This window comes from Pseudoalteromonas nigrifaciens (assembly GCF_002221505.1).
GTDB classification, from domain to species: domain Bacteria; phylum Pseudomonadota; class Gammaproteobacteria; order Enterobacterales; family Alteromonadaceae; genus Pseudoalteromonas; species Pseudoalteromonas nigrifaciens.
This window is the reverse complement of the sequence record NZ_CP011037.1, coordinates 469,056-482,329: the sequence shown is the minus strand read 5'-3', so window position 1 is coordinate 482,329 and position 13,274 is coordinate 469,056. Positions and strand designations below refer to the sequence as shown.

Here is a 13,274-nt window from a genome sequence, read left to right as displayed (position 1 = left end):
GCACTGTTTTCACTTAAACCGTACCGAAAATTTTATCACCTGCATCACCTAAACCAGGCACAATATAGCCTTTATCGTTTAAGTGGCTGTCTACCGATGCGGTATATATTTCTACATCTGGATGGGCAGCTAATGTTTTTTCAACCCCTTCAGGAGCAGCAACTAATACAATCACCTTGATTTCTTTACAGCCTGCTTTTTTAAGCATATCAATAGTGGCAATCATAGTGCCGCCTGTTGCAAGCATAGGATCTATCACTAAGCTTAAACGCTCATTAATATTACTTACTAGCTTTTCAAAGTATGGAATTGGCTCTAATGTTTCTTCGTTTCGCTCAAGGCCTACAACACTTACTTTGGCAGCCGGCAATAACTGCATCACACCGTCCATCATGCCTAAGCCCGCACGTAAAATAGGCACTACAGTAATTTTTTTACCTTTAATATGCTGCACATTTAACTTTGTGCCATCCCAGCTGGTAATTTCGTTATCTTCTAACGGTAGGTTTTGAGTTGCTTCGTAGGTTAATAATGTACCTACTTCTGAGCACAATTCACGAAAGCTTTTAGTGCTAATTCCATGGGAGCGCATTAAGCCTAATTTATGTTGAACAAGGGGATGAGTTATAACGTGAATAGCCATATTAAAAAAACCTAGTAATAAAATTTGCGGTATTTTATAGTAAAAAAGTGCATTTGGCCTGCAGTTTTCGTTAAGTTTTCACAATTGCTGCCAAATAACATTATTTTGCCTGATATTAAGGCAATATACCTAATTCAAGCGTTAATTAAATGTGTTTTTTTAACTCACTATTTACGTGAAGCAACATGTAACTGTTTATTTTTTTATGCTCTGGACTCCACCCTGCTAAAAAACGATAAAAATCGGCCCATGCAACACTCCATAAATTGCGCCAATCGTTAATCACTTTACTTGCCTCTACCTTAGGATGATAAACGCCTAATGCTAACTTCAATTCGCTAAAATACCACTCTAAACAACTATCAGCATGCTGATGCAATTGTGTTTCGTTAAAGCAGCTTGTCATAAAATACATCACGTCTATAACCCCAACACCAGCACCTACATATTGAAAGTCGTACCCTAGCACGTGCTGCTGTTTGTTTATGGCAAAATTTGCCAGCTTGGCATCACCATGAATTACTGTTTTATATGCACTATTGCATAATGTCGTATTTAGCTTAGCTGCAACCTGCTTAATAGCTGATTGCTGGAGCTTTGTAAGCTCATCGGGACGCGTACTTAAATGCCAATAATTGCCCTGTGACCATAGCTTTTCAGCCGCGTGAGTAACAGCTTCAATTGTTAAATTAAACGCATGAAAATGCGCTAACCATTTAATAACCTCGCGATAGTCTTGAGGCAAAGCTTGTACATAGCCCTGCTGGGTAAAATCGTTAAACGCCAGCACATATTGCTGATCATTTTGGATTGCGGCTAAACAGCCAATAGCAGCAGCGTTATTAGGTAACTGCTGGCTGCAATCATTATAAAAGTAGTATTCAACATTATAAGATTTACGCTTACGATTAACAGCAAACGCCGTTTGTTTAATCTTTGGGTGATTTATAACCTCAGGAATATTCACCGCCTTTATAACACACGCCTGTCCGTCAAGCTCACAAGCCACTATGCTGCCACAACCACTCCACAAAGAAGTCAGCGTAGCCCCCACTTTTATCTGTTTAAACTGTTGCTGTAATAAAGAAAGGTAAAAAGCCATAGCCGCACTTAATATTAATAAATTTTAGTTAGTTTAACGCAAAGCGTTGTTATTATAAAAAGTGTTATTTAATAGTAAAAACTACTTAAGTGACAAAGAACAATTTTATTTATAAATTTATTTTCATTAACGTTAGCTATTACCTCTATTCATCTTTAAATCAAAAAACAGAAAACAATTAGCAGCATTGCTCAATACACGCTCACATACCGCTCACATACCGCTCACAATTAGTATGATAAGTATCCCAACCACACCACCATTGCAAATAACTCAATAAATACAATAACCTAACATTAGACACTTGCTTTTGTATGCGCTATTCTCTCGCCGATTTCATCTCTATAACATCATACATGCTGCTTACTTGGTGTAACGGGCTAAATTTTTTAGTCGTTAAAACCTGAATATGCTTTATGAGAATTATCTTTAAATCGTACTTTTAAAATATCAAAATAGGAAAAATAATGAAAAAAACATTCCAGGGAACTTTGCTGCTATCTTCTTTATTACTAGGCTCTTTTGTACAAGCGAATGAGCTAGAACCAGTACCTCAAAAACATTGGAGTATTGGGGCGGGTGCTTACGCGTTCACATTAGCCAATGACAATAGCTCAAGCGAAGATTTGGATTTTAGTGGTTTTAATATAGCTGCTGGTTATGCTGTTAATAATCACTTTCAAATTAGAGCTACCTACTTCTCATTAGAAAACGACGATTTTTCAGCGATAGAAAGTGATGGATTCGACCTAATGGCTTACGGGGGTGTGGGTTTGTCTAAAAAAGGCTTTAGGGGCTATGGCGGTGCTGGTTTCTTTTCAGATAAGTGGAGTGCATTGGGTGAAAATGAGACTATGTCAGGCTTTCAACTTGGTGGCGGCTTAGGCTACAACTGGGGCCCTGCGGCTTTAGATTTTGTTTTAACTCTACGCCAAGCTGATGAATATGAAGATTTTATGTACCGCACAGGCACCTACGTTGCTGTATCGGGTAACTTAACTATTTCTTATTTATTTTAAATAGCTCCTCATTAAGTTACAAAAAGCCCCTCAATTAACTTTTGGGGGCTTTCTTTAAAAACGTAAAAAGCGCCCAAACTACAGGCGCTTACATTGTTGAATTTATTTACACCGGGTGATTACTGGTTTACAACACTTTTAAGTGGGTTAACCGGTTGTGCGTTGTCGTCAAGTAAGTTCATATCAAAATCGAACTCATCTACACGAATCGCTTTTTCGCGCTTAGTGTTGTAATCAATAAGCTGAGTATGTTCAGCCGCTGTAATTACATTAGCCGCAAGTGCGTTATCAAGTGTGATTGAAAAACGAATACCCGCTTTAATTGTTTTAGCACGCAGTGCTTTTTTAACTTTAGCCAACTCACCAAGCGATGCCATTTTAGCTTTGTACGCTTGCTCGTTAATGTAATGTCCATCACCTTTAACTGGCTTAACTAAATGCGTAATTTGCGCTTTAAAGGCCGTATCTAGCTGAGCTTGCTTAGCTAGTTCACGAATTAAGTCGTCGCTAATTTTTGGCATTTTAGTTGAGTAATTCATGGTAATAAAACGCATGAACTTACGCGTGCCACTTGCAGGGAAGTTATCTAAAAACTTGTGCAGCGCTTCTTCAGCACTTTGTAGTGCAAAGCGAGTTGCATAATGAAAATACGGTGCTGCTTGCTCACGTTCACTACTTGATACTTTTTGCTCGTAGTATTTAATTGACGCCATTGCCGCGTATAAAAAGCTCATTACATCACCTAAACGTGCCGACAACATTTCTGCTTGCTTAAGCTTACCGCCAAGTACAAGTAGCGAGAAATCTGCATATACAGCTAATTTAGCTGACAGTTTATGTGCTGCTTTTTCGTATTCACGTACTTCTGGTAACGTTGAGCTTGCACCTGCTGTAAATGGTAATACACCCAAGCGGAACGCACGTAAGCTGTTTGCTACGCTGTAACTTACTGTTTTACGTAAAATACGGTTAAATTCTTTATCTGCATTTTTATCTTCGCTATGAATTGATTCAACCATAGATTGTAAGTATGGATGACAACGCATTACACCTTGACCAAAGATCATCAGGTTACGAGTAAGAATATTCGCGCCCTCTACCGTAATGGCAATTGGCTGTGCTACATAACCGCTTGCTAGCGTGTTTTGTGGACCATTTTGAATTGCTTTACCCGCTTGAATATCCATTGCAGAGTCGAGTACATCACGGCCCAACTCAGTCATGTGGTATTTAGCAATTGCAGTTACTACCGATGGTTTTAAGCCCATGCCTAAGCCTTCAGTTGTAAGCACTCGCATTGCTTCTTGTAGGTATGTTTTACCTGCTATATCGGCAAGCTTTTCTTGAATACCTTCAAACTGGCCTATTGCTAAACCAAATTGCTCGCGCACAGCAGCGTACTCAGACGCTGATTTAAATGCAACTTGCGCCGTACTTACACCCAGTGCTGGTAATGAAATACCACGCCCTGCGCCTAAACAACTAACTAGCATTTGCCAACCGCGACCAATGTTTTTCTGGCCACCAATGATAAAGTCCATAGGTACAAATACTTTGTTACCACGCGTAGTACCGTTATAAAAACGAATATTCATAGGATCATGGCGATTACCTAACTCTACACCCGGGTGCTCTTTAGGAATAAGCGCACAGGTAATACCTAGGTTTTCTTTGCCGCCAAGCAAACCATCAGGGTCAACAACTTTAAATGCTAAGCCTAATACAGTCGCAATAGGCGCCAGTGTAATGTAACGCTTGTCCCACGTAATTTCTAAACCTAGTACTTCTTCGCCGTTGTACATGCCTTTAGTAACTGTACCTAAATCTGGAATGCCACCTGCGTCAGAACCCGCTTCTGGGCTAGTTAATGCAAAACATGGAATGTCTGTACCATTTGCTAAACGTGGTAGGTAGTGTGCTTGTTGCTCTTGCGTACCAAAATGCAGTAATAGCTCACCTGGGCCTAACGAGTTAGGTACCATTACTGTTACCGCTACTGCAGAGCTTTTAGTGGCAATAGTGGCTACAATTGTTGAGTTAGCGTATGGGCTGAACTCTAAACCGCCAAACGATTTAGGAATGATCAGCGAGAAGAAACGCTCTTTCTTTAAAAAGTCTAAAATGTAATCCGGTAAATGAATGCCATTTTGAATTTCGGTGTCATCAATCATACCCAACAAGTCTTGCAGTGGGCCATCAATAAAGGCTTTTTCGTCTGCGCTTAATACTGCAGCTGGCACGGCGCGTAGTGCACTAAAGTCAGGTTTACCTTGATAGATAGACCCTTCTAACCATACATCGCCGGCGTCTAGCGCTTCTTGTTCAGTAATTGAAATACTTGGTAATACTTTTTTTAATTTTGTACGTAAACTCATGATTGAACTCATCCGACCAGATAATAATAACTACATTACGTCATAAAAATTCGATTAGATCAATTACTCTATGCAAATAATTAACAGTTTTTTCAATTTATTTTCTTTACGTGAACGTAAACTGTTTAAACACAAGGGCTTACGGCTATGCGCTGAAAAACATTATTTTTCTTCATTTGGCTAATTAAACAACAAAACTTAGCTAAATCACGCCTTAAAGATAAAGCGACTTTAACGGGCATAAAAAAACGCAGCATAATTATATGCTGCGTTAATTAGTATCCGCTCAATTATAAAATTAACTAAGTGCTTATTTTAACCACTTGTTTGCCGGTAAAACCGCCGTCTAATTGTTTATGTAGTGCTGCTGATACTGCTTGTGCGTTAAAGTCGACAGCTGTAATTTCGGGTGTTTTAATGTCACCACTCAAAGCACCTTCTATTAATAAGTTACCCATAAAACTTAAACGTTGCTGGGCACATAAACTATTTGCCAACCAAGCACCTCCTAAGGATACAACACCAATATTGGGTGCTCGACGATACATTAGCTCTTGTTCAAAATGTGGTAATGGGTTTAAACAAGCAATGCGCCCACAAAAACGCATTAGTTCTATATTGCGTATTGTAGAGGCGCCACCAACGGTGTCTATTACCGCATCAAAGCCTTGTGGGCCAAGCTCTCGGCGAATTTTTTCGCATAAGTCTTTATCCTGGTAAGCAAATACCACATCAGCGCCTAATTGTTTTACCAATTTATGATTACGCTTAGCTGCTGTGGTAAATACGTCGGCACCGCGCTGCTTTGCAAACTGAATGGCAAACTGCCCTACAGCCCCTGCGCCACCGTCAATTAATACGGTATCGCCCTCGGTAATATTAATTTTATCTAGGCTTATGAGTGCAGCCATACCGGCACAAGGTAAAGTAGCCGCCATATCGCCTGCAAGCTCAGCAGGAACAACCGATACAGCATAGTTAGCTACTTTGGTATATTCACTCAACGCCCCTTGATCGCCAATACTGGCATGCCACATTACACGCGTGCCAACGCCCGGGAAAACACCTTTACCAGCCTTTACCACTACGCCAACGGCATCAAGCCCTAAAATATGTGGATATTGCCACTTACAAAAACCCGATTTAGCAAACAAGCCATCAACTGGGTTTAAGCCAACATATTCAACTTTAATAAGCAGCTCGTTGTCTGCACACTCAGGAACAGCGTACTCAACATCGGCTAAACAAATTTTTTCATTAGGCTCAGGCAATACAATTGCTCGCATAGTCTGCGGTAGCGTGTATTGCGGTGAAATATCAGTATCAGACATCAAAAAACTCTACTGGTTAGTATTATTTAACGCATAACTCCATCGCCCGTTAAATGATTGGTAAGCATTTACTTTAGCGAGCAGTGATGAAATCGTTGAATCAACAGCATTTTCTTGAGCTATTAGAACATCCCGACGCGCATCTAACAACTCTAAGTAAGGAATTTGCCCTTCTTCGTACATTGCTTGCGCTTGTAAAAATGCATTATTCGCAAACTGATAACGCTGCTCAGCAAAGCTCTTTTGCTGAGCTTGGTTGACCAACAATTGCAAAGAAAGTTCACTTTCGCTCAGCGCTTGGAGTATCACTTGTTGATAATCGCTATAAGCCGCTTGAGTTAAAAATTGCTGTGCATCGCGCTGCGCTAAGAGTGCCGGGTAGCTCAGTATTGACCACTGAATTTGCGGAGCCACCTGCCATTGCTGCTGTGTATCACTAAAGCTATTACTACCAATACTAAGCACGCCTGCAAAACCACTTAAGCTTATATCTGGTAATAACGCTTTACTTGCAGCAACACTTAAACTATTTGCTTGGCTAAATGCATAAAGTGCTTGGCTAATATCGGGCCTAAGTGCGATAGATTCATTAGCATCATTTAACGATACGGTAAATTTATGCTCTAAAATGGCTTGCTCATTAGTGAGTTTAACATTTTGTGCTAGTCGTCCGCTAAGCACAGCCAGTGTAGATAAATCGCGATATTTAGCGTATTCAATTGCCGGCATTAGTGCTTGTTGTTGCTTAAGTTGTGCCATAGTACGATTTAAATCAAGCTCGTTTGCTACGCCTTCATCAACCTGGGCTTGAAGTACCGCAATACTTTGCTCTAGTGCGTCTATTTGCAACGTAACAATGTGCTGCTTTTGTACATTACCTTGATAGCTCACAAAGCCTTTAACAACCGACGAAACCACTTCAATTTGCAATAAACGTACTTGCTCGGCTTGGCTCATGGCCGATGCATTCGCTGCATCAACCAATGCCGTAATACGACCAAATAAATCGAGCTGCCAATTAAGTGCTAAATTAGCACTCGATTGACGACTGTTAGTATCGCCTAAACCACTGCGCTGCGCGCCAATTTCTACCCCGCCTTGCGGTAAATACTGCGCTTGTTGCTCACCTAAGCGCGCCAAGGCGCTTTTAAGTACTAACTGACTGGTTTGTAAGTTGTGGTTATTGGCTAATGCGTCTGTAACCAACTGATTTAACTGAGCTGATTCTAGCTTTTGCCACCAGTTTGTCTCATCAATATTATTAAGCTCGCTGGCTATATTGGCACTAGCTATAAACTCACTAACCACGTTTTGCTCGCTGGCAGCGTCAATTTTAGCGGCGCAACCCGATAACATAGCAGCAATTAATATAGCGCTTGTGGTAAGCGACGTTTTAAGGTTTTTTTGCACTAATTTAATCATGTGATACCTGCTGTGCTTTTTGCTTTTTATTGGCTACTAACATATAAAATACCGGGGTAAATAATAAGCCGAATACGGTTACTCCTATCATGCCTGCAAATACAGCATTACCCATAGCGTGGCGCATCTCGGCTCCCGCACCCGTTGCTAATACTAATGGTACAACGCCCGCGGTAAAGGCTATTGAGGTCATTAATATGGGACGTAAGCGCATTCGACATGCCGCTAACATGGCATCTAAATGTGATAAACCGGTTTCGTGTTGATCTTTGGCAAACTCCACCATAAGTATCGCGTTTTTAGAGGCCAAAGCCACCAGCACAATTAATGCAATTTGCGTAAATATGTTGTTGTCTGAGCCCACAAACCACACCCCAATTAGCGCTGAAAATATGGTCATAGGTACAATCATTATAATTGCCAATGGTAAACGTAGGCTTTCGTATTGTGCAGCCAGCACCATAAATACCAGTAGTACCACTAACGGAAATACATACACCATAGTATTACCCGCAAGTACTTGCTGATAGGTTACTTCGGTCCACTCGTATTCAATACCTGAAGGTAGCGTATCGGCAAGTACTTTTTCAATCGCAACTTGCGCTTGGTCTGAGCTATAACCTGGCGCTGGGCTGCCATTAAGTTCTGCACTTGGGTAGCCGTTGTAATGCATTACTCTGTCTGGGCCTATGGTAGGAGTTACCGTTAACACTGATCCTAATGGCACCATATTACCCGCACGATTTCGTACTTTTAAATGCAATATTTGTTCTGGATCAACGCGATAATCGGCGTCAGCTTGTGCATTTACTTGGTAAGTACGGCCAAATAAGTTGAAGTCGTTTACATACACTGAGCCTAAATATATCTGTAACGCATTAAACACTTCATCCAGTGGTATGCCTTGAATAAGCGCTTGTTCACGGTCAATATCTATATCCATTTGTGGTACTTGAATACGAAAACTTGAGTACAGGCCAACTAATGCTGGGTCTTGTTGCGCTTTGGCTATTACCGCTTGTAGGCTATTAAATAATGCTTCAAAGCCTTTGTTTGCTCTATCTTCAATTTGTAATTTAAAGCCACCTGTGGTGCCTAAACCTTGAATAGGCGGCGGCGGAAATACCGCTACAAATGCTTCGTCAATTGCTGCAAAGCGCTGATTAAGTTGCGCTGCAATTGCCATGGCAGATAGGCTAGGATCAGTCCGCTCACTAAAAGGAGCTAAGGGCGTAAATACAATACCGCTGTTAGGGCTGTTGGTAAAACCGTTAACCGATAACCCCGGAAAGGCAACCGTATGGGCAACGCCGGGCACTTCTAGCGCTATTTGTTGCATTTGTTTAATAACCGCTTCGGTACGATCTAGGCTCGCAGCATCAGGGAGCTGTGCAATCGCCACTAAATACTGTTTATCTTGCTGAGGAATAAAGCCACCGGGTACAGAGTCAAATAACTTAATAGTACCGCCCACTAAAGCAACGTAAGCAACCATGACCACCACGCTCATGCGGATCAGCTTTTGTACCAGTTTTTCGTAGCCTTTAGCGCCACGATTAAACACGCGATTAAAGGGTGCAAATAACCAACGGCCAAATAGTTTATTTAACAACCGCGTAAAAGCGTCTGGCTTTGCGTCATGGGGTTTTAATAATAATGCAGCGAGTGCTGGGGATAAAGTCAGCGAGTTAAAAGCTGAAATAATAGTAGAAATAGTAATGGTTAAGGCAAATTGCTTATAAAACTGCCCAGACAACCCGGTAATAAACGCTGTAGGAATAAATACCGCACTAAGTACCAAGGCAATTGCAATAATAGGGCCGGTTACTTCACTCATGGCAACGCGGGTTGCTTCAAGTGGCGACAGACCTTTTTCAATATTACGCTCAACGTTTTCTACCACTACTATGGCATCATCTACCACAATACCTATGGCCAATACTAAACCAAACAGCGACAAGGTATTAATAGACACTCCCAGCAACTGCATCACTGCAAAAGTACCAATGAGTGAAACAGGCACCGCAATCAATGGAATTATAGATGCACGCCATGTTTGTAAAAATACAATCACCACAATAACAACCAATGCGATTGCTTCTAGCAAGGTAGTAATTACCGCATCGATAGAGCCGCGTACAAATACTGTAGGGTCGTACACTATGTCGTATTCAACACCGGTAGGAAAGTCTTTCGCTAAACGCGCCATGGTTTCGCGTACTTGATCAGAGAGCTCAATTGCATTAGAACCCGGGCGTTGGAATATTGGCATAGCCAGTGCTGGTTGATTATCAAGCTCAGCGCGCAGTGCATAAGTGTCTTGCCCTAAATCTACACGAGCTATATCAGATAAACGGGTTAACTGCCCTTGCTCACCTACTTTAATAATAACTTGTTCAAATTCTTCAATACTGTTTAAACGACCTTTAACATTTAACAATATTTGAAACTGGCTGTCGTTCGAAATTGGCTGAGCGCCTAAGCTACCCGCAGCAACCTGCTGGTTTTGTGAGCGCAGTGCACTTACTACATCCGATGCGGTTAACTCGCGCGATGCTAAAGCATCGGGATTAAGCCACACACGCATAGAATATTTACCGCCACCAAACAGGCGAATATCACCTACGCCCGATAAGCGTGCAATTTCATCTTTAATATTTAAATCGGCATAATTTGATAAATACGCCGTATCGTGGGTGTTTTCAGGAGAATATAAATGCACCACCATGGTTAAGTCGGGCGATGACTTTTCGGCTACTACGCCTAAGCGCTGTACTTCTTGTGGTAAACGCGGCAATGCGCTATTTACTCGGTTTTGTACTTGTACTTGTGCTCGGTCTAAATCGGTGCCAAGCGCAAACGTCACCGTTAAGGTCATACGACCATCACTAGTGGCTTGTGAAAACATATACAACATGTTTTCGGTGCCATTAATTTCTTGCTCTAATGGCGTTGCTACCGTTTGTGCAATAACGGTTGGGTTTGCCCCCGGGTAACTGGCTGTTACCACTACGGTAGGTGGAACAACTTCTGGGTATTCACTTACTGGCAGTTGAAATAATGAAATTCCCCCTGCTATTAAAATGATTAACGACAACATCGCCGCAAATATTGGGCGCTGGATAAAAAAGTGCGAAAACTTCATCAATAAACCTTATTGTTTAGCGACTAACTGGTTGTTGCTATTACCTAAAGTAAATGCAATTCCACTGGTATCAATAGTGACGGTATTAGGAGAAATTGGCATACCAGGTCCGACGCGAGCGGGGCCATTTACAGCAATCACATCACCCTCTGTAAGGCCTGCAGTAATCGCGCGTAATGAGCCATAACGCTCTCCAACGGTTACTAATTTATATTGCAGAACATTGTTTTCGCCGACCGTAAGTACAAAGCGATTTTTTAAATCTGTACCTATTGCTCTATCTGGCACTATCACTGTTTCAGTAATTGCATTAGCGGCTAACTTAATACGCGCAAACGAACCTGCACGTAACTGCCCGCTATTATCTGCAAACACTGCTCGCACGCGTAAAGTACCCGTAGCGGCGTTAATTTGGTTGTCAATAAAGTTGATGTAACCTGAATAAGCAAAATCATCTTGACCTACCTTTTGCATTACCACAGGTTGGCGGCTTGCTGCACTAACATCATTAAACGATGAATTCCAAGTGCGCTCGTCTATATCAAAATAAGCGTACATTTTTTCATTTGAAACAATCGACGTTAATACGCTTTGCCCCGCTAAAATATTATTACCTTTAGTAATATTAGCGCGCGAAATAATGCCATCTATAGGCGATACAACTGAGGTAAATTCTAAATCAAGCTGCGCCGATGTTAACTGTGCTTGTAGCGCCGCTAGTTGCGCTTCGCGTTGGCGCAGTGTTGAAGTACGTGCTTGTGCTTGCTCAGTTGAAATAGCTTTACGCTGCGTTAAGCGTACCGCACGGGTTGCTTCACTGATTGCTTGTTCAAGCGCTGCTTTTGCACTGTTAACTTGCGCCTCAAGGCTGGCAACCTTGGCTGTAAATGAACGGTTATCTAATTGAAATAACACGTCGCCCTTATTTACCAAGTCGCCTTCGTTAAACTCGATGCTGTCGATAACACCCGATACTCGTGGCATTAAAGCAACTTCTTGAGGCGATTCTAAGCGAGTTGTGTAGGTGTGCCAGCTTTGTACCGGTTTAACAATAACCTTGGCAACATCTATTGGCTGATGTTGCGCTGTTGGAGCCGACTGAGCCGTGCTTTCATCGGCACAACTTGTAAGTGTTAAGGATGCTGTAGCCAGTGCTACAGCAATTAAATGTTTGTTCATTACGACGCTCCTTTATAATTAGCGTTGCATGGTACGGAACAATCGTGCTGACAAAAATAATAGATTTCTAAATTCATTAATGCCAAAATGGCATCAATAAACTATTTTAGGTAATGTTATGGATACAACTAGTCGACTTTTAATGTTACTTGAAGTGGTTGAACAAGGCTCTTTTGCCAAAGCAGCTGAAATACGTAATATTGACCGCTCCGTTATATCAAAACAAATTAGCCGCTTAGAAGATGAGCTTGGCGTGAGGTTGTTAAACAGAACAACACGTTCTTTTTCGCTTACTGCAGCGGGCGCCGAAATGATAAAAAAAGCAGCCGACCTTAGAGAGCTGCTAGGTGAAACCCTGCGCATGGCCGAAAACTATCACCAAGAGCCGCGTGGATTATTAAAAATAACAGCGTCAACCATTATTGGTCGCCGTTATTTACAACCTGTTATTAATGATTTTCAAAAACGCTTTCCACAAGTAGAAGTAGAATTACGTTTAGATGACCGCTTGGTCGATATAGTATCTGAAGGGTTTGATTTAGCATTTAGAATTGGCGAGCCAAAAGATTCATCGCTCATTGCGCGTAAAATTGCCCGTAATCGTTTATTAATATTAGCAACACCTGAATTTGTAAAAACCTATGGCATGCCTAAAACTATGAGCGATCTGGCTCAATTACCGGCGGCAAGCTATAAAAGCAATGCATTTAGAGTGGATGCAATAAATTACTATAACGATAAAGGTGAGGCTTGCGAGCAAAAAATAAGGAGTGTGTTTCGGGCTAACGACGCTGAAGTATTGCTAATGAAAACACTCTCTGGCACCAGTTACTTTTTGGCGCCTGCATTTTTACTCGATAACGAAGTTATTGATGGCGAGTTAGTGCCATTACTTACCAATATAAAAATAATGGACCACAGTGCTATGTATGCGCTATATCCGCACCGCGACTTACCGGTCAGAACGCGACTATTTTTTGATGCTGTGCGCGAGTATTTAGGCAAAGATAAACCGATTTGGGAAAACAGTATCCCAAATTTTGATCACATGTATTAAT

At 41.5% G+C, this 13,274-nt stretch carries 9 protein-coding genes; 2 read left to right on the top strand and 7 right to left on the bottom strand.

Features of this window, described 5'->3' with window-relative positions; translation table 11 throughout:
* Nucleotides 1-13: 13 nt before the first annotated feature.
* Nucleotides 14-643, bottom strand: coding sequence for a uracil phosphoribosyltransferase (gene upp / locus PNIG_RS18645; protein ID WP_011330005.1), 630 nt, complete (start codon nucleotides 641-643; stop codon nucleotides 14-16).
* Nucleotides 644-788: 145 nt separating this feature from the next.
* Complete coding sequence (locus tag PNIG_RS18640) at nucleotides 789-1,745, bottom strand: phosphotransferase (RefSeq protein ID WP_089369234.1); 957 nt, start codon at nucleotides 1,743-1,745, stop codon at nucleotides 789-791.
* 467 nt (nucleotides 1,746-2,212) lie between these two features.
* Between PNIG_RS18640 and PNIG_RS18635 the strand changes: the two genes are divergently transcribed.
* Entirely contained in the window at nucleotides 2,213-2,764 is a 552-nt protein-coding gene (locus PNIG_RS18635; RefSeq protein ID WP_089369233.1) for an outer membrane beta-barrel protein, read from the top strand.
* A 119-nt stretch (nucleotides 2,765-2,883) separates the two neighbouring features.
* Here the strand turns inward: PNIG_RS18635 and PNIG_RS18630 are convergent, their stop codons facing one another.
* The 5 genes from PNIG_RS18630 to PNIG_RS18610 form a co-directional block, all read right to left on the bottom strand.
* Nucleotides 2,884-5,139 (bottom strand): acyl-CoA dehydrogenase, encoded by a 2,256-nt coding sequence (locus PNIG_RS18630; RefSeq protein WP_011330002.1) that lies wholly within the window; start codon nucleotides 5,137-5,139, stop codon nucleotides 2,884-2,886.
* A gap of 302 nt (nucleotides 5,140-5,441) precedes the next feature.
* On the bottom strand, nucleotides 5,442-6,470 hold the full coding sequence (locus PNIG_RS18625; RefSeq protein ID WP_011330001.1) for a zinc-binding dehydrogenase: 1,029 nt from the start codon (nucleotides 6,468-6,470) through the stop codon (nucleotides 5,442-5,444).
* Between the two features lie 9 nt (nucleotides 6,471-6,479).
* Complete coding sequence (locus tag PNIG_RS18620; RefSeq protein WP_089369232.1) at nucleotides 6,480-7,892, bottom strand: TolC family protein; 1,413 nt, start codon at nucleotides 7,890-7,892, stop codon at nucleotides 6,480-6,482.
* Nucleotides 7,885-11,037: an efflux RND transporter permease subunit gene (locus tag PNIG_RS18615; RefSeq protein ID WP_089369231.1), complete on the bottom strand. Its 3,153-nt coding sequence runs from the start codon at nucleotides 11,035-11,037 to the stop codon at nucleotides 7,885-7,887. The genes PNIG_RS18620 and PNIG_RS18615 overlap by 8 nt, the downstream gene beginning before the upstream one ends.
* A gap of 9 nt (nucleotides 11,038-11,046) precedes the next feature.
* Nucleotides 11,047-12,216 (bottom strand): efflux RND transporter periplasmic adaptor subunit, encoded by a 1,170-nt coding sequence (locus PNIG_RS18610; RefSeq protein ID WP_089369230.1) that lies wholly within the window; start codon nucleotides 12,214-12,216, stop codon nucleotides 11,047-11,049.
* A gap of 118 nt (nucleotides 12,217-12,334) precedes the next feature.
* Between PNIG_RS18610 and PNIG_RS18605 the strand changes: the two genes are divergently transcribed.
* Complete coding sequence (locus PNIG_RS18605) at nucleotides 12,335-13,273, top strand: LysR family transcriptional regulator (RefSeq protein ID WP_011329997.1); 939 nt, start codon at nucleotides 12,335-12,337, stop codon at nucleotides 13,271-13,273.
* Nucleotide 13,274 lies beyond the last annotated feature (1 nt).